This is a genomic window from Aerococcus sp. HMSC23C02, from assembly GCF_001806805.1.
Taxonomy (GTDB): domain Bacteria; phylum Bacillota; class Bacilli; order Lactobacillales; family Aerococcaceae; genus Aerococcus; species Aerococcus sanguinicola.
Window position 1 is genome coordinate 112948 of sequence record NZ_KV786043.1, and the last position, 17101, is coordinate 130048.

General features: G+C 46.7%; 16 protein-coding genes. 11 read left to right on the forward strand and 5 right to left on the reverse strand.

Annotated elements, in window-relative coordinates:
• Positions 1-105 precede the first annotated feature (105 nt).
• Both tsaE and HMPREF3090_RS01925 read left to right on the forward strand, forming a co-directional pair.
• A complete protein-coding gene (tsaE, locus tag HMPREF3090_RS01920; protein ID WP_067975747.1) occupies positions 106-573 on the forward strand; it encodes a tRNA (adenosine(37)-N6)-threonylcarbamoyltransferase complex ATPase subunit type 1 TsaE in 468 nt (155 codons plus the stop codon).
• A 2-nt stretch (positions 574-575) separates the two neighbouring features.
• Positions 576-1115, forward strand: coding sequence for a GNAT family N-acetyltransferase (locus tag HMPREF3090_RS01925; RefSeq protein ID WP_067975752.1), 540 nt, complete (start codon positions 576-578; stop codon positions 1113-1115).
• Between the two features lie 75 nt (positions 1116-1190).
• Here HMPREF3090_RS01925 and HMPREF3090_RS01930 read toward each other — a convergent pair whose 3' ends face one another.
• On the reverse strand, positions 1191-1433 hold the full coding sequence (locus HMPREF3090_RS01930; protein WP_067975756.1) for a hypothetical protein: 243 nt from the start codon (positions 1431-1433) through the stop codon (positions 1191-1193).
• Between the two features lie 178 nt (positions 1434-1611).
• Between HMPREF3090_RS01930 and murB the strand changes: the two genes are divergently transcribed.
• The 4 genes from murB (at position 1612) to HMPREF3090_RS01950 (ending at position 5377) form a co-directional block, all read left to right on the forward strand.
• Positions 1612-2511 carry a UDP-N-acetylmuramate dehydrogenase gene (gene murB, locus HMPREF3090_RS01935; RefSeq protein WP_101603535.1) on the forward strand — a complete coding sequence of 300 codons (900 nt, stop codon included), beginning with the start codon at positions 1612-1614 and terminating at the stop codon, positions 2509-2511.
• A 152-nt stretch (positions 2512-2663) separates the two neighbouring features.
• Positions 2664-4334 (forward strand): ATP-binding cassette domain-containing protein, encoded by a 1671-nt coding sequence (locus HMPREF3090_RS01940; protein WP_070485799.1) that lies wholly within the window; start codon positions 2664-2666, stop codon positions 4332-4334.
• Positions 4335-4349: 15 nt separating this feature from the next.
• A complete protein-coding gene (locus tag HMPREF3090_RS01945) occupies positions 4350-5063 on the forward strand; it encodes an AzlC family ABC transporter permease (RefSeq protein ID WP_070485803.1) in 714 nt (237 codons plus the stop codon).
• Positions 5060-5377 (forward strand): AzlD domain-containing protein, encoded by a 318-nt coding sequence (locus tag HMPREF3090_RS01950; protein WP_067975769.1) that lies wholly within the window; start codon positions 5060-5062, stop codon positions 5375-5377. The genes HMPREF3090_RS01945 and HMPREF3090_RS01950 overlap by 4 nt, the downstream gene beginning before the upstream one ends.
• A gap of 61 nt (positions 5378-5438) precedes the next feature.
• Here HMPREF3090_RS01950 and fni read toward each other — a convergent pair whose 3' ends face one another.
• The 4 genes from fni to mvk are packed head-to-tail and all read right to left on the reverse strand — an operon-like array spanning position 5439 to position 9596.
• Positions 5439-6503: a type 2 isopentenyl-diphosphate Delta-isomerase gene (gene fni / locus HMPREF3090_RS01955; protein ID WP_067975772.1), complete on the reverse strand. Its 1065-nt coding sequence runs from the start codon at positions 6501-6503 to the stop codon at positions 5439-5441.
• A 21-nt stretch (positions 6504-6524) separates the two neighbouring features.
• Positions 6525-7610, reverse strand: coding sequence for a phosphomevalonate kinase (locus HMPREF3090_RS01960; protein ID WP_083272346.1), 1086 nt, complete (start codon positions 7608-7610; stop codon positions 6525-6527).
• A 23-nt stretch (positions 7611-7633) separates the two neighbouring features.
• A complete protein-coding gene (mvaD, locus tag HMPREF3090_RS01965) occupies positions 7634-8623 on the reverse strand; it encodes a diphosphomevalonate decarboxylase (RefSeq protein WP_067975780.1) in 990 nt (329 codons plus the stop codon).
• 10 nt (positions 8624-8633) lie between these two features.
• Entirely contained in the window at positions 8634-9596 is a 963-nt protein-coding gene (gene mvk / locus HMPREF3090_RS01970) for a mevalonate kinase (RefSeq protein ID WP_070485805.1), read from the reverse strand.
• A gap of 215 nt (positions 9597-9811) precedes the next feature.
• Between mvk and guaA the strand changes: the two genes are divergently transcribed.
• The 5 genes from guaA (at position 9812) to epsC (ending at position 17066) form a co-directional block, all read left to right on the forward strand.
• Positions 9812-11353 carry a glutamine-hydrolyzing GMP synthase gene (gene guaA, locus HMPREF3090_RS01975; protein WP_067976615.1) on the forward strand — a complete coding sequence of 514 codons (1542 nt, stop codon included), beginning with the start codon at positions 9812-9814 and terminating at the stop codon, positions 11351-11353.
• Positions 11354-11561: 208 nt separating this feature from the next.
• Positions 11562-12785, forward strand: coding sequence for a mechanosensitive ion channel (locus HMPREF3090_RS01980; protein WP_067975787.1), 1224 nt, complete (start codon positions 11562-11564; stop codon positions 12783-12785).
• 337 nt (positions 12786-13122) lie between these two features.
• Positions 13123-15399 (forward strand): CAMP factor family pore-forming toxin, encoded by a 2277-nt coding sequence (locus HMPREF3090_RS01985; RefSeq protein WP_070485807.1) that lies wholly within the window; start codon positions 13123-13125, stop codon positions 15397-15399.
• Between the two features lie 193 nt (positions 15400-15592).
• Complete coding sequence (gene cysK, locus HMPREF3090_RS01990) at positions 15593-16507, forward strand: cysteine synthase A (RefSeq protein WP_067975794.1); 915 nt, start codon at positions 15593-15595, stop codon at positions 16505-16507.
• Positions 16497-17066: a serine O-acetyltransferase EpsC gene (epsC, locus tag HMPREF3090_RS01995; RefSeq protein ID WP_067975798.1), complete on the forward strand. Its 570-nt coding sequence runs from the start codon at positions 16497-16499 to the stop codon at positions 17064-17066. Before cysK ends, epsC begins: the two co-directional genes overlap by 11 nt.
• The last annotated feature ends 35 nt before the right edge of the window (positions 17067-17101 follow it).

The window sequence follows — 17101 nt, forward strand, 5'->3', positions numbered from 1 at the left end:
TTCAGGCCTGATCGACTTTTGTCACACTCTCTTTTCTTTTTGCTCCCTTCTTGCTTTGGTGATAAAATAAGACTAATCGACAATATAATGAAAGGAGTGGATAGGATGTCTGCGACTTTGAATTGGCAGGGGGAGGCCGACACGCAATCCTTTGCCCACTATTTAGCTTCCTATGTTAAAGCCGGCGATATTATTTGCTTGGCTGGGGACCTAGGAGCAGGAAAGACCACCTTCACCCGTTACTTAGCAGAAGGGCTGGGAATTTCTGGGAATATTAAGAGCCCAACTTTTACCATTATCCGTGAATACCAATCTGGCCGGCTTCCGCTCTACCATATGGATGCCTACCGTTTGGAAGAGACAGGGGCTGAGGGTATGGGACTGGAAGAGTATTTAGAAGGGGACGGCTTAACGGTTATCGAGTGGCCACAATTTATTGAAGAGGACTTATCGACGAATTATTTGTGGCTAAGCATTAGCAAGGGCCAGGAGGATGACCGCCAAGTGCATTTTGAAGGCTTTGGACCGCGGGGTAAGCAACTGGCCCGGATTATAGAAGAGGAGTATTGCTAGTTATGAAGAAAGAAGAAATCGAAATTGTTTTTGAAGATGGCCAGCCCAAGCATGCTAAGCAACTATTAGATTTTTACCGCCAGGTTGGGGCTGAGAGTCCTTATTTGACCTTCGATGAGGAAGGTCTAGGGATTAACCAAGAACAGGAGACGCGTTATCTGAAACAAATTCAAGAGACGACCAATAACCGCCTCTTGCTGGCTAGCCTTAATGGGGAGATTATTGGGGTCGCTAGTATTGGTGCACCGACCAATCCCAAGACAGGTCATGTCGGAGAGATCGGCATTTGTCTTCTCCGTCGCTTCTGGGGCATGGGTCTCAGCCGGGTGATGATGGAAGATATGATCGAGTGGGCAGAGGAGAGCCCTTCCTTACGCTATCTGCGCTTGGAAGTGAATGCGGAGAACATTCGTGCCATCAAGCTCTATGAACACTTTGATTTTGAATTGATTGGCAAGACCCCTGCTGCAATGTTCTGTCAAGAAAGTTACCAGGATGTCTTGATGATGGGACGTCGGGTGGATGACAGCGAAGACCAATAAAAAAATAGCCAGTGACCTAATCTCAGCTTTAACTTCATTGATGAAGTTGGAGGAGACTTGGGCCCTGGCTATTTTTTACCATGCTTTAAAGGTGATAGCGAGCATGAAGAAGAATAAGAAGAGATTAGCGAGGGCGAGGCCCCAGCGCCAACGAGCAGCCTGGTCATTGAGTGAAAAAATGATAGCAACGATAGGGATGAGGAGGCTCAAAATGAGGTTCCAGTGGTTTAAAGACTGGGGGTCTGCCATCAATTGTTTAGCCGAAAAGAAGAGGCTGAGGGCAGTCATCAAGAGGGCCTGACGTCTTTCTTTGGTCATGAGTCATTGTCCTTTCTTATAGTATTTTGGCTAAGAGCTGGTCAATGCATCTATTTTAGCAAATTATAAGGCTTAAGACTAGGATGGGCCAAATATTTAAGCTATCTTTTCATTTATTTGGACTTGTGGTATGATGGAGGGACGAAAGTATTGATTAGGCGGGAAAGGTGATCGTTAAGTGATGAAAGATAAATTTCTTGAGCATTTTCCTCAAGCAAAGGTTAAGTTCGATGAGGCCTTGAGCTCTTATTCCTATACACGCACAGGGGGACCGGCCGATATCCTGGTTTTTCCTCAGACCATTGCGGAAGTTCAAGATTTTGTGTCATACGCTAAAACCGAACAGATCCCTATCATGGTATTGGGCAATTCCAGCAATTTAATTGTTCGGGATGGCGGCATTGAAGGGATCGTCATGATCTTAACAGATATGAAGGCAGCTGAGGTCCAAGACCAGAGTTTGGTTGTTGAAGCGGGAGCCCGCTTGATTGATGTCAGCCGCCTAGCTGCCGACCACAGCCTCGGTGGGCTAGAATTTGCCTGTGGGATTCCGGGGAGTCTGGGCGGCGCCGTCTTTATGAATGCGGGTGCTTATGGCGGCGAGATGGCTGATATTGTATCCAGTGTGGACTATGTCGATCAAAGAGGCAGTCTGCGTCAGCTCACTCTTCAAGAGCTTGACTTTGCTTACCGGCATAGCTGTTTTCAGGAGAATGGCGGGGTTGTCGTTAGGGTGCATATGCAGCTCCATTCTGCGGATCCAGACGCCATTGAGTCGCGGATGGCTGAATTGACCCACTTACGCGAATCCAAGCAGCCGCTGGACCTGCCTTCTTGTGGCAGTGTCTTCAAACGGCCTGAGGGACATTACACGGGCCAGCTGATTCAAGAGGCCGGCCTCCAAGGCTATACGGTTGGTGGGGCCCAAGTTTCATTAAAACATGCGGGCTTTATCGTGAACATCGGCCAGGCCACAGCGACTGACTATCTAGCCGTCATTGCCCATGTCCAAGATGTGGTTAAGGACCGCTATGGCGTCGACTTAGAGACAGAAGTGCGGATTATTGGCCGCGACTAGAGATAAAACTTAACATGAATCAATCAGATAAACTTCTTCTGTGTTAAAATTATGTTAAAATACATGGAGAAGTTTATTTGTGTTTTTTATTTTAAATCACTGCTGGAGAGGAATAAGGCCTTAGCAGTATTTGGCGAAAGGAGTTGGCAAGGATGGGGGAAGCCTGGATTAAATTTAATAATTTTTCTTTTACTTATGCTGGGGCACAGTTCCCAGCCCTTAAAGACATTAACTTGACCATTGAAAAGGGAGAAAAGGTCCTTGTATTGGGGGCAAATGGGTCAGGCAAGACAAGTTTTCTTAAGGCCTTGAACCAAGAATTAGGGACAGCAGCTAATCCTGGAAAGATCGAAGGCAGCGTGAGCTACTGTGATCATAACGTGGAAAGCTTTAAAGGGAAGGATATCGCTGACTTTATTTCAGAAGATTCAGCCGATCAAGAGCTAGTGGACCTAGCCCCTCAAGATGAAGGAGATTTCACTAAACAAATTTGGTCTTTATTGGCTAAGGATTCCCAAGAACGGTCTTTCAATGATTTGTCTGCTGGCGAGCAAGACCTCTACCGGATGATGGACCATATCAAGGACCACAAGAAGGTCTATATCTTTGATGAGCCCCTGGCAAATTTGGCACCGAGAGCGGCGGAGCACTTTGTCGATGCCTTGGATGACTTCCATATGAAAACTCAGTCGACAATTGTGGTTGTTGAACATCGTTTAGAACAGATGATGTACCGGCATATTGACCGCGTCCTGGTTTTACTAGGCGGCCGTCTGGTCTTCGATGGTTCTTTATCAGACTTACTCCACCATGCGATCCTAGCCAATCTTGATGTGCGGGAGCCCCTCTATGTGACGTCCATGCGCTATGCCGGCTATCCCCTCGACCAAGTCCACCATATCGCCCATGTCAACCACATATCTGGCCCTAAATTAAAAGATGTTATGGAAGACTGGGCCCTCTCTATTCCTAGTTTTCGTTATCAAGAATCGACGGAAGAACTTATCCGCTTGGAAGATGTTTCCTACCACTACAATCATAAAAACCATGCCCTTAAAGACCTTGATTTGAAGATTTGTCAGGGGGAAATGCTTAGTGTAGTTGGAGCCAATGGGGCGGGGAAAACAACCCTCAGTCGGATTCTCAGCCAGTGCCTAGAAGCGGACCAAGGCCAGGTCTTCTGGCATGGGCAGGAAATAACCGCCGCTAACCGGCAGAAGGTTAAAAATAAGATTGCCTACCTGCCTCAGAATTTTAGGCCTTTGATCGTTGGGGCGACCCCATGGGAGCAATTGGAGAAGTTCTATGCCAACTATCAAGAAGCTGGCTGCCAACTCTCACCAGATAAGGAAGCCCTCTTCAACCAGCTTCTTTCTGCAATTGGCTTTGACCATCTTAAGCATTATCCGTTGAAATTTTTAAGCTATGGCCAGCTCAAACACTTGCTTCTGGCTTGTGTGCTCTTGAAGGACCCCGAGCTCATTATTATCGATGAGCCGACGGAGGGCCAAGACTACAAGCATATGGTTGACTTTATGGGTAGTCTTTACCGGATCAACCAAGAGAAGGGAATTGCTGTGATTATGAACACCCATGATGTGGAAGTGCTCTTAGCCTATACCCGACGCTGTCTCGTGATGTCCGAAGGGGAAATCATTGCAGATACGGATCCTGTTTATGTGACTTCTAACGAGAATTTAGTCGACCAAGCGGCCTTGAGGGAAAGCTCTCTCTCTGTCTTTGCCAAGCGCATCGGTCTCGTGGATCCCTATACCTTTATCCGTAAATTTATGGACTATGACCGCGAAGTCCAACAAAGTTAGTGGAGGAGGGATTGTATGAACCAGTACTTCAAGCAGGCTGTCCAACAGGCTTGGCCAGTTATCATTGCCTATATTCCTTTGTCCATCGCTTGTGGAGTCCTCTTAGCCAGTGCAGGTCTGTCTTACTGGCAGGTTGCTCTTAGCTCGCTTTTAATCTTTGGCGGGGCAGCACAATTTATGCTAGCTTCTTTGGTCCTAGCTGGGGCCTCAACTTGGGTCATTATCGGCTTAGTCTTACTGCTTAACTCCCGCCAGATGCTTCTGACCTCTTCCCTAGCTTCCTATTTACCTCAGGAAAAGACCTGGAAATTAGCCTGGCTCAGCCAGTTTACAGCCGATGAATCCTATGCCCTAAATGTTGTGAACTTCCAAGAAGCTGACCAGGGGCAAGGCGAATGGACCTTCGACCAGGCCTTCTATCTTGCCCTGACTACTTACCTCACCTGGCTGTGTGGGACGGTTGCGGGGGCTATCTTGGGTCAGTTCTTTGCCTTCCCAACGGTTATCGTAAACTATGTGCTCATCGCCATGTTTATCGGCCTCTTAATCCCTCAGATTAAGAGCCGCAAAACTTTCTCAATAACCCTTATCAGCCTTGCGATGAGTCTGGTCTTAAGGCTCTTCGCACCTTCGAGTCTAGTGATTGTCCTGGTGACCCTTTTGGCAAGCTACCTGGCTTATCGCATGGACCGGCATTTATTGGAAGAGAAAGGAGATCTGTCTTTATGAGCCTAACCCTTCTTATTCTGATTATTGGCGGGCTATCGGTTTTGATGCGGGTGATCCCGGGTGTTTTGACCCGTAAGGCTGACTTACCCTTGTCTATCCGCTTGGCCATGCCCTATGTACCGATTACTTTGTTTACAGCGATGATTACTTGTGATATTTTCTTTTGGGAGGAAGACTTTAGCCTGAATCCCTTGGTCAATCTCAAGCTCATCGCTTCGCTGGTTGCTATTATTGTGGCATATATGACCAAAGACTTAATCAAAACGGTTTTAGCTGGGGTGCTAACGATTAGTTTACTTTATTTTATTTTTTAAGAAAATGCAGACCTTGGAGTCGACTTTGACTCTAAGGTCTGCATTTTTGCTTGTCTATGAATTAGCGGTCTCTCTGCTGTGAGCGTTGGGCTAGCGCCTGGGCATCAATGCCTCGGACTTGGGCCCAGTGCCAAGGCCCAGCGCTGAGGACTAGGTCTAGCTGTTTGAGCTCTTGGCTATTGCGGCAGTTAAGCAGGAGGTAGATCAGCTTCAGCTTATCAGTGAATTCTTGGACTTTTTGCAGGCTGTCTGCTAGATCATGGTTGAGAACGAGCTGGAGGAAGTAGCCGCTCATACCGACTGCTTGGGCGCCTAGGCTCAGTGCCTTAACCATATCGAGAGGTTGGCGGACCCCTCCCGAAGCTAGCAGGGTGAGGTCAGAGGGTGCCTGGCTGGCTTCTAAGAGACTGACCACAGTGCTTTGCCCCCAGTCAAAAAGTTCGGCAAAATCTTGGTCGGGGCGTCTCTGATTTTCAATTTGGGCAAAGTTAGTCCCACCCCGGCCGCTGATATCGATGGTCGAGAAACCTAATTGGTAGAGTTCATTAATGGTTTCTCGGCTCATGCCAAATCCCACTTCTTTAATGACGATGGGGACCTTGACCTGGTCTTTGATATCCAGTAAGTGGTCCCTGATCCGCCGAAAATCCCGATCGCCTTCGGGCATGACGATTTCCTGGGGGAGGTTTAGGTGGACTTGGAGGGCGTCTGCTTCAAGAATTTCGACAGCTTTTTTGGCGTCCTGGCCATTCCGGTCAGCCCCCACATTGGCTAAGATGAAGCCCTCTGGATATATCTCACGAATAATGCGAAAAGAAGTTTCTTGTTGGGGATCCTTGAGGGCAGCTGACAGAGACCCGCTAGCCATAGGGAGTTTGAGAGCCTGGGCTAATCGAGCTAATCGCCCATTAATTTCGCGGGTCCATTCGCTCCCTCCAGTCATGGCATTGATGTAGAAGGGGAGAGGGAAATCTTGATCCAACCAGTGGCTGGAGAGGTCAATATCTTCCTCTGCTAATTGGCCCATACTGTTGTGGACGAAACGCACATGGTCAAAATCGCTGATCTTTTCTTCTTTATAGTTGGCAGCAGCCTCTCTGACATGGTCATCTTTCCGGTTAGTCATCGTAAATATCACCTCTATCTTTTATACGAAATAAATTTTTAAATCTAGGTGGTTCAAGCCCTTTGCTTGAGCCTCTTCAAGGAAGGTCTGTGCACTGGAGCGGTTGGGAGCGATAGCGATGGCACAGTCGCCTTGGCCGGCACCCGATACCTTGGCGGCTAGGCCAGCTTCTCTGGCTGAGTTGACGACCTCTTCTAAAGCCGGGCTGGCATAGTAGGAGCCCTGGCTCTGTAATTGGTCTTCAATCAGGTCTTGGTTAGCACTTAAGTGGCGATTAAAGTTGGTAAAATCTCCCTTTTCTAAGTCTTGGGCAAGGGCTTCGACAAGTTCTTGAGACTGGTCCAAAAAGTCCTGGCTGAGCTGGGTCTGCTGGCGCTTAAGGAGCTTTTCAGTTGAGGCTTCCTGCCCCACCCAGAAGGCATAGAAAGCCCAATCATCGGGGAAGGCTAAACTTTGGATAGTGAGGCCAGGCCAGTCGCTATCTAATAATTTGAGAACATCTTGTCCGGTTGTTTTCTTGGCCCGGCGAAACCATTTTCGGTCAAAATTTTGATAGAGGAGGAGGCCCCCATGGCTTGCAGCAGCTAGGTCGCCGAATGAGCCTTTCATCTTTAAGCGGGACTCTGCAATGGCTGCTAGTTTAAAGACTTTGAGCCGGTCAGCGGCGGACGGACTTTCTGGGATGTCAGAGAAGGCTTGGAGGATCCCCCAGAGACAGGCTACCAGAACAGCCCCGCTAGAGCCTAGGCCATACTTATGGCCTTCCTGGTCATGGAGCTGGCTTTTTATGCGGAGCCGGTAGCTGCCAAGTTCGAGATCAGGATACTTAGCTTGCAAGTACCGTTCGGCCAGGCGAATGCCCTCCCAGATGAGCTCGAACTTATCGGCTCCTAGACTGGTGCTGACAATTTTACCAGCATTGGTTCTGGACCAAGTAAGCTTTTCAGCAGCCAGATCACTGATGACTTCATTCTGGTCACTTGCTTCAATCTCTAGCTTGAGAAAGGCATCGACAGCTGCAACGAGGGCCTTCTGCTGGCTTTTAGTCACAGCATATTCTCCTGCCCAGAATAATTTCCCGGGTACTTTAACATGACAATTTTTCATAAACAATTCCTTTCTAAATGTTTTTAATAGGGCCAGTGGTCGAGGGTCTGGATACCAGGGCCTACCTGGCTTGTGATCACTTTGGCCTCTGGGAAGGCTTCTTCCATAGCCTGGGCAATCTCCTGACTTTCAGAAGCCGGGCAGAGGACTTTGATATTGGGGCCTGCGTCCATGGTAAAGTAGGCTGTATAGCCTTGGTCACGCAGGCTTCTGACCTGGTCCATGGCTTCCAAACTAGCCGGTTCAAAGTAAGTAAAGGGCGGGTTAGAAGCGAGCATGGTCGCATGCATGGCCATAGCGTTGGCTTCCGCAATCTGTCCGATAGCTTTTAGGTCGCGGCGCTGGATAGCAGCCTCTATCTCTTTGAGATGTTTCTCGGCGAGACGGGGCCAAGCGGGGTAGAAGGCAGAGGTCTCAATCGTATGGGCCATGCCTTGTCGAGAAGGAATTTTTTTGTGCTGGGTATTGAGGGCTAGGATAACCATGGCTACCCCCCAGTCAGCTGGATCAAGCGGGACGGCACGGGAGTTTTCATGGCGGTCTCCTTTTTCCCATTTGACAAAGCCTGGGAAGATGCTGCGGGTGGCTGAACCTGACCCTCGTCTAGCATAAGTTGATAGTTCTTGGTCGGTCAAGTCTAAGGTCAAAGCCTGGCGACAGGCAGCTGCTAGCGCCGCAAAGGCAGAAGCCGAACTGGCTAGGCCTGCTCCTGTTGGCACATGGTTGACGCTCTCCACCCGGCAAGGCAGGTCAAGTTGGGCTAGGTTTCTGAAGAAGTCTAAAAAGCGGCTAATTTTAGCGACGGCCCCTTCAGCTTGTTCTTCCCCATTCAGACAGAAGCTATCTTGTTTTAACTCTTCTGAGAAGCAAACTTTGGTATCCGTATATAAGGCATCTAGGGTGAGGGAAAGGGAGCTATTCATGGGAATGAAGAGTTCGCTATCCGCCTTTCCCCAATATTTAATCAGTGCAATATTTGTATGGGCACGCGCCATGCCTTGGTAAGTCGTCATAATATCCTCCTTAGCTCGGTTCCGGACTGGCTAGTGGGATAAGCCAGTAGTCAACAATCATTTCTTTAGTAACTAAGCTTTGGCCTAGGTCTTCTGCTTCTTTTTGGCTTTGCGTGAGGGCAATAAAACAGCCCCCTTTACCCCCTCCTGTGAGTTTGGCGGCAGCAGCCCCATGGTTGAGGCAGAGGCGGATGCCCATGTCTAGCTCGGGGCTGGAAACTTGGAGGGCTTGGAGGTTGACCTGAGAAGACTGCAGGCTTTGCGCAATCGCTTTTAAGCTAGCGGGAGCATTTCCGCTTAAGTGCTGGTAGAGGTCCTCGCTTGCTTGGCCGAGTTCTTCTAGGGCTGCTTTAGCGGCTAAGTGGCGGGACGGATGTTCGCTGTCCAGAGCTTGGCGGATGCCTGCCACCGCCTCCTTGGTATTGCCTGGAATCCCAGTGTCAGCTACCAGCAAATAATAAGGTGTCTGGAAGTAAAAAACTTCCATGCTTTGTCCTTTCTGGTAGGAGAGGGGACGGTTTAAGACAGTTAAACGAGCATCTAGACCGCTGGGATTACCATGGCTAATCGTCTCCGCCAGATCAGCATAAGCTAAGAGACTTTCCTGGTCTAAGTCCGCATCGTAAAAATCATAATAGGCTCGAATCAAGGCAACTGCAACAGCTGCGGAGCTTCCCATACCGCGTTCGGCGGGAATATTACTTTCAATGCGGATCAAAAAATCTCCTCGGTCGTTGTGGTCTTCCTGTAGACTTTGCCAGAGTTGACGGAGGTTATCTAAATGACTAGGTGCCGCCGTTAGGGCTCCCTGGTAGAGTTCACTCATAAGAAAAGTCGGCCCAGAAGATTCTTCTAGGCTAACTTGGATGGTGACGGCTTCAATCGGTAGGGCGAGGGCACGGTAGCCATAGACCACACTGTGCTCACCACTTAAAATAATTTTTCCGTGGGCTTTACCTATTCCTCTTTTCAATTTGTCTCACTTCCATTTCCATTCCTATCTATTGTACAATATTTGTAAGCAAAACACGAAGGAGAATGGTGAATCTCAATTGAATTCATCAAAATATTAAAAAAGATTTATTGCATCTTCGTGGCTAAACGTATACACTACATTATAATGAGACGCTTATGTATTGAGCTGTCCAGGAAATAAAGGAGAGTGGAAAAGTGGCAGTAAATGAAAGTATGAAAGCTGTAGAAAAAATTATTGTGCTCGACTACGGCAGTCAGTACAATCAGTTAATTACCCGTCGCATCCGTGAGTTTGGTGTGTATTCAGAACTACTATCCCATCGCTTGTCGGCAGAAGAGATCCAAGCAGAAGGTAATGTCAAAGGGATTATCTTATCTGGAGGCCCTAATTCTGTCTATGCTGATGGCGCCTTTGATGTCGATGCTGGCATCTTTGACTTAGGTATTCCTATCCTCGGTATTTGTTACGGCATGCAATTGATCACCCAAAAACTGGGTGGCCGAGTTGAAGCTTCCGATAAGCGGGAATACGGCCAACAAGAAATGACCATCAAGAAAACAGATTCTAAAATCTTTGCTGGTTTAGAAGAGGAAGAGCAAGTATTGATGAGCCATGGGGACCGGATTGCTGAAATTCCTGAAGGCTTTGAAATTACTGGGGTTGCTCCCCATAGCCCAGCCGCTGCTTTTGAGAATGAAGCGGAACAGATTTACGGTTTCCAATTCCACCCAGAGGTTCGCGCTTCTGTAAACGGTAACCAAATGTTACGTAACTTTGTCTTCAATATCTGCGGTGCTTCAGGGGATTGGTCTATGGAAGACTTTATTCAAATCAAGACAGCAGAAATTCAAGAACTTGTGGGCGATCGCAAGGTGCTCTTGGGACTTTCTGGCGGTGTGGATTCATCCGTAGTGGGTGTGCTTCTCCAACGGGCTATTGGCGACCAGCTTGTCTGCATCTTTGTGGACCATGGGCTCTTGCGTAAGGGTGAAGCTGACCAAGTGATGGAAACTTTAGGTGGCAAATTTGGCTTAAACATCATTAAAGCGGATGCTGCAGACCGCTTCCTTGGCAAATTAGCTGGAGTTGAAGACCCTGAAAGAAAACGTAAGATTATCGGTAATGAATTTATTGAAGTTTTTAATGACGAAGCGACCAAACTAAATGGAGTAGACTTCCTTGCCCAAGGGACCCTCTATACCGATGTCATTGAATCAGGGACAGAAACTGCTCAAACGATTAAATCCCACCATAATGTTGGCGGTCTGCCAGAAGACATGAGCTTTGAATTAATTGAGCCGCTGAATACCCTCTTCAAGGATGAAGTCCGTGCTTTAGGAACAGCCTTAGGTATGCCAGATCCAATTGTTTGGCGCCAACCCTTCCCAGGTCCTGGTCTAGCCATCCGTGTAATCGGAGAAGTTACGGAAGAAAAATTACACATTGTGCGTGAATCCGATGCTATCCTGCGCGAAGAAATTGCTAAGAATGGTTTGGAACGCGATGTTTGGCAATACTTTACGGTACTGCCAGGCTTCAAATCCGTCGGCGTCATGGGCGATCAGCGAACTTATGAATATACGATTGGTATCCGAGCCATCACATCTATTGATGGGATGACAGCCGAATGGTCCCGCTTACCGCATGAGCTCTTAGATACCATTAGCCGCCGGATTGTCAATGAAGTCTCTGGGATCAACCGCGTCGTCTATGACATCACCAGTAAGCCACCATCGACCATTGAGTGGGAATAAGAATTTAGAACTATAAACGAGTTGATTAGTTTAAAAAATCATTATTCATCAAAGATCAGCTAGAGGGCTCTGTACCCTGTTAGCTGATCTTTTTTCTCCGCCTATATAGATTGGATAAATAATAGTTATAAAAAAGAAACGCTTTCGTTTTAAAACTTTCTTAATAATTGTTATACTAAAACTATCATAAGAATAGGAGGAATAAGAAATGGATGCCATAAATGCTTTTTTAGAGCCGATTCTTTCGGCGATTCCTAATATTTTAGGAACGGTTTTACTCTTACTGGTCGCTTGGATTATCGCTGTGATTGTTCGTAAGTTAACCTTCAAGGGTCTGGAAGCTATCCACGCTGACCAACGCTTCTTAAGCTGGGGCGTAGCCCAGGATGAAACGGATGCTAGGGGCTTGCTCCAGACAATTGCCAAGGTCGCTTACTTTTTAGTTTTTGTCTTCTTCCTGCCTGCCATCTTACAAGGCTTGAATATTGGAGGGGTCATGGAACCAATCACTAATATGTTCGATAAGTTCTTTGCCTTCATCCCCAATATCATTGGTTCAATTCTGATCTTAGTATTAGCTTTCTACTTCTGCGGTTTTGTCCGCGATATTGTACAAAATCTCTTAGAGCGGGTCAATATTGACGGTAAGTTGGCAGGGCTTCTGCAGACTGATCCTGAAGAAGGCCAGACCCGCAGCAAGGGCCAACAAGTGGCTAAGGGTCTAGCTATGCTAGTTTATGTCTTACTCTTTATCCCCTTATTGACGGCTGCGCTAGAGGTTTTGGGGATTGAATCAATTGCGAAACCAATCGTTAACCTACTCAATACCATGTTGGCTGCTATTCCGAATATCCTAGTAGCCCTGGTCCTTGTGAGTGTAGGCGCTCTACTTGCCAAGTTGATCGGCGACTTAGTGGAAAACTTATTGAGTGCGGCTAATATTGACCGTTTCACTAAGTATCTTAATGTTAAGGAAGATGCCCATTCCCTTCAGCTAAGCGCTATCTTAGGACATGCAGTAAAGGCTGTTATTGGTATTTTCTTCTTAGTTCAAGCCTTAAATGTCTTACAGCTTGATGTTCTCTCACAGATCGGCCAAGCGGTGATTGCCTACTTGCCTTTAGTTCTGTCTGCTATCGCTATCCTTTGCCTGGGCGTCATTGGTGGGAACTTGTTGGCTAATTTCCTTAGAGAATCGACAGGGTCTAAATTTTTAGCTAATACTGTTCAATACGCTTTGGTCATCTTAGCCATCTTTATGGCCTTAGACCAATTACAATTCGCCGCTTCTATTGTTAATATTGGCTTCATGTTAATTGTGGGCGGGGCTTCGGTTGCCTTTGCGCTGGCCTTCGGTTTAGGGGGACGCGATTTTGCCCGCAAGCAATTGGAACGTCTCGACTCCAAAATCAACCAAAAAGAGGAAAAGTAAATGACGAATGAAGAAGAGTGCGGTGCACACAAGTTGTGCACCGGCTTTTTTTATAAAAATAATACATTAATTGTTCGACATTTAGTTCCTGACCATGTACAAAAAATACAATAGTGTCTTCCTATAAGATTATGAAAGCTTGATATTAAAGCTTTCTTTAATATTTTTTAAAATAACTTTTACCAAAAGGGTGACAAATGCATTTTAAGGGCATAAACTATAGATAAGAAATGATACATAAATTGTTTCTTTTTTGTTTTATATCATCCTTGTAAGCGCTTAGGATGATTGCTGGTGTTGTCGCTTAGTTTATCGTGAATTTAGGAGGAAGATGAAGATGAATAAATCTAAAGCTCATTCACATACTATGTTAAGTCGTAAGGTAAGTTTGGGTGCCGCATCTTTGGCATTCGGTATCGGTTTACTCTTTGCTTCACAAGAAGCTGTGTTAGCAGCTGAAGTTGACCAAGCTGGCGCAGGACAAGCGGATGTGGAATCAAGCGTTGAAGTTGAGCCTGCAGAAACTGTTAATCCCGTTGTTCCTGAAAAAGAGCAAAGCATTGAAGCAGAAGCAAAAGCTGAAACAGCTCTACCAGAAGAAGAGCTTAAAGCTCTGGAAGCAGAATTAGCTGAAATGGCACCTGAAAATCCTGTAGAAGAAAAGGCAGCTGAAGCTGCTGTTTCAGACCAAGCTCCAGCGGCTCCTGCTGAAGCAGTTGAAAAAGAAGACGCAGCTCGTCCTGAAGCTCCAGCCAAGGAAGCTACAGATTCTGTAGAAGAAAATAAAGCTAGTGAAAAAGCTGACAGCAAAGACGCTGACAAAGAAACAAGCAAGGAATCAAAAGTAGAAAGTAAAGATAGCAGTGAAGAAGCTGCAAAAAGTGAAAAAGAAACAGTAGACGTTGACGAAGCGCCTGCAGAAGAAGAGGCTATTGATTTCGCTGCATTAGAAAATTTCGCTAAGGAAAATCCTGAAGGCTTCAATAAAGTTCTATCTGTTGCTATTGCTGTATCAGTTCAAGACGAAGACCGTGCGGCTAGCGAAGACGTTTTGAAGACCTTAGGGGAAGTTCTCGTAGACAATAAATTAGATCACGAACTTCTAGAAGAACTTTCTAAATTTGTGATCCGTTACGGCGAATTAGGACCAGATGAAAGCGAAACTCACCACATCGTAGAAGGCCAACCAAGTGTTAGCCGAGCTTCTGGCTTTTCTTTCTATGCAGCTGGTGAAGACAAGCCTGCTTTTAGCTTCGAAGATTTTGAGAAATTAGTGGGCAAAGTAACTGGGACAACAGATAGCGTCCTTAGCTTATTAGAAAACTTACAAAAAGGGGAACGGCCTGCTGCTGGTATCGGAGCGATCATGGATTCGATCCTACCTGTTAACTTAAACTTCACTAAGATTGGTGAATTGATCCAACGTATCGCTGAACTCAAAGCAGAAGCAGTTCGCCAAGATGTTTATCTCTCAACAGAAGTCGTTGGTGCTATTGCTGAATTAATTCCTTCTGAAGTAACTTTCAATGGCACACCAGTCAACTATGTTCTTGACAAGTTAGGGCAAATGGCTATGGATATCGGACGTAGCGTTGCAGACGGTATGGTTGTTAGCTACCACCCAGGCAGCTTCTACAATCCAAACACCTTCCGTTTACGCGCTCGCGTCTTGCGCAAGGGTGCCGAATTAATTAAAACAGCAACGACAGAATGGCGGATGAAACCACAAATCGTTCACTCAAAAGCTGGTCTAGAAATTACCCATGCCTTTATGTCTGTTGTCGATCCTTTCTCAACGGCAGAACGTTTGACTAAACGTTTGAATGAATTAGAAGCCTTAGAAGTCTTCGGTAATGCTTACCGGAATATCACCCCTAAAGATATCGCTACGACTTATATTAAGGAAAAATTGGACAAGGCTATCTGGGACACCCGCTTCAAACGTGACGAATACATTCTTTCTAAAGTACCATTAGAAGTTTACCACAAGCTAAACAAGGCCATTACACGAGCTGTTGGGGTTCAATTATACTCAGAAACTCGCGTTTACCAAATTGACGACGCAGTTGCTGAACTTGAGGCAGCTTACGGGGAAGCCGTTGCTTACTTAGAAAGCATCCCAGCTGACCAACAAATCGCTCCAAATGCCCTTAAACGTGAATTGAAAGACCTTATTTGGAACACCCGCTTTGAACGTGATGGGTCAATCTTAGGTAATGTGCCAACTGAAGTTTACACGGCACTCAATGCAACATTAACTAAGGCTGTTGGCCTACAATTAGACCTTCACGCTAAAACAGTCGATGTCCAAGCTGTGATGGAAGAAATTAAGGGTCAGTTAAATGAAGCTCGTGAAATTGCACAAGCAACCTTGAATGCCCGTGCTTCTAAAGAAAGAAAACTCGAACTTCGCGACTTGATCCGTGAAGTTCGGAGCATCCGCGATAGCGAATTGCTCGGTAAGGTTTCTTTCAATGCCTACAATAATTTAAATAAAGTGATCACCAAGGCTGTAGGAACTCGCCTCAGCTTGAAGGCTAGCAACGCTGAAGTTGATGAAGCAGCTAATGCCCTTCGTCAAGCCCTCGCTGCAGCCCGAGCTGAACTCGCATAATTGATCCACTTCCAACTAGCAGACCGCTCTTCTAGAATCGGTCTGCTAGTTTTTTTGTTTGTTTGTGGCGATTAGGGGCGTTCGGAAAAAATCATAACAAGATTTGAGGACTTTTGCCTTGACCTGAAGGAAGATTCCATCTACAATAAGGGCAACTAACAAAAAATAAGTTAAGCTTAATGAGGTGACCTAAATGATTTATAATAATGTATCTGAAGCAATTGGCCATACTCCTGTCATTAAATTAGATCAAACGGCAGAAGATGCCGCTAGTATCTATGTTAAACTCGAATCCCGTAATCCAGGTGGTTCTGTCAAGGATCGTCCGGTTAAGTATATTTTACAGAGCTTGATTGATAGCGGGGAAATCGAAGAAGGGGGCGCCATTGTCGAATCGACTTCTGGTAATACGGGGATTGCTCTAGCCATGTTAGGCGCGGCTTTAAAACTGCGTGTGATTATCGTTATGCCTGAAACCATGAGTATCGAACGTCGCAATCTGATGAAAGCTTATGGGGCTGAACTCATCCTCACACCTGGTGCCGAAGGAATGAAGGGAGCCGGGGCCAAGGCCGAAGAGATTGCTGAAGAAATCGGTGCTCCTGTTTTTGGACAATTTGTACGTGAAGCCAATGTCCAAGCCCACGTAGAAACAACGGCCCGTGAAATTTTAGAAGACCTACCAGAGATTGATGGCTTCGTAGCTGGGATCGGCACAGGCGGAACTGTAACGGGCGTTGGCCGCGTGCTCAAAGAAGAGAAGGCAGATGCCAAAGTCTGGGGGGTTGAACCTGAAGCGTCACCACTCCTTACTGAAGGAACGGCAGGCTCTCACAAGATCCAAGGCTTGGGGGCTAACTTTATTCCTAAGATCCTTGACCAATCTGTCATCGATTACATCGATAAAGTATCCAATGAGGACGCTATTGCTGGGGCTGTTGAATTAGCCCATAAATATGGCATTTTAGCCGGCTTTTCTTCTGGGGCTAACTATGTATCTGCCCAGCGCTTAGCTAAAGAATTAGGCCCTGACCACCATGTGTTGACTGTCCTACCAGATACAGGCGAACGTTACTTATCATCTGGAGTTTATAGCGATGAAGACTAAGGACCTGGACGAGACGCGCTGGATAGAACTCGCTCAGTATATCTATCAGGAAGATCCTGCCGCAACATCTTGGCAAGAGGTTTACGAGCTTTATCCCGGTATCCAAGCCTTGCGCGACCATGCCCAAGCCCATGCTCTCTACCTCGAAGGGGAGAAGTTTGAAGCCCGTCGCCTGTCTGAAAAAAGCAAACGGGAGACAGGCATTGAAATTCATCCTGGGGCAGAGATTGGTGATAATTTATTTATCGACCATGGCATGGGCATTGTCATCGGGGAAACTGCCCAGATCGGTGACCAGGTTAAAATCTATCATGGCGTAACTCTGGGCGGGACCGGTAAAGAAAAAGGACGCAAGCGCCATCCAACGATTAAGGACTATGTGGAAATTGGAACAGGCGCAACTATTCTAGGTAATGTAACAATCGGCCACCATAGCAAAGTGGGGGCCGGAGCAGTCGTCCTAGAAGACGTTCCCCCCTACGCGACTGCCGTAGGGGTTCCCGCTCGCATCATCCTTCACGACAAAAATTGGAACCGAATTGGCGAATACGAAATCTAACAAGGGTGTGAGACTTGGCGGTTAGACTCGGATGA

Coding starts and splice junctions, on each gene's coding strand:
- tsaE (WP_067975747.1), top strand. CDS start 106: ATGTCTGCGACTTTGAATTGGCAGGGGGAGGCCGACACGCAATCCTTT.
- HMPREF3090_RS01925 (WP_067975752.1), top strand. CDS start 576: ATGAAGAAAGAAGAAATCGAAATTGTTTTTGAAGATGGCCAGCCCAAG.
- HMPREF3090_RS01930 (WP_067975756.1), bottom strand. CDS start 1,433: ATGACCAAAGAAAGACGTCAGGCCCTCTTGATGACTGCCCTCAGCCTC.
- HMPREF3090_RS01940 (WP_070485799.1), top strand. CDS start 2,664: ATGGGGGAAGCCTGGATTAAATTTAATAATTTTTCTTTTACTTATGCT.
- HMPREF3090_RS01945 (WP_070485803.1), top strand. CDS start 4,350: ATGAACCAGTACTTCAAGCAGGCTGTCCAACAGGCTTGGCCAGTTATC.
- HMPREF3090_RS01950 (WP_067975769.1), top strand. CDS start 5,060: ATGAGCCTAACCCTTCTTATTCTGATTATTGGCGGGCTATCGGTTTTG.
- fni (WP_067975772.1), bottom strand. CDS start 6,503: ATGACTAACCGGAAAGATGACCATGTCAGAGAGGCTGCTGCCAACTAT.
- HMPREF3090_RS01960 (WP_083272346.1), bottom strand. CDS start 7,610: ATGAAAAATTGTCATGTTAAAGTACCCGGGAAATTATTCTGGGCAGGA.
- mvaD (WP_067975780.1), bottom strand. CDS start 8,623: ATGACGACTTACCAAGGCATGGCGCGTGCCCATACAAATATTGCACTG.
- guaA (WP_067976615.1), top strand. CDS start 9,812: ATGAAAGCTGTAGAAAAAATTATTGTGCTCGACTACGGCAGTCAGTAC.
- HMPREF3090_RS01980 (WP_067975787.1), top strand. CDS start 11,562: ATGGATGCCATAAATGCTTTTTTAGAGCCGATTCTTTCGGCGATTCCT.
- HMPREF3090_RS01985 (WP_070485807.1), top strand. CDS start 13,123: ATGAATAAATCTAAAGCTCATTCACATACTATGTTAAGTCGTAAGGTA.
- cysK (WP_067975794.1), top strand. CDS start 15,593: ATGATTTATAATAATGTATCTGAAGCAATTGGCCATACTCCTGTCATT.
- epsC (WP_067975798.1), top strand. CDS start 16,497: ATGAAGACTAAGGACCTGGACGAGACGCGCTGGATAGAACTCGCTCAG.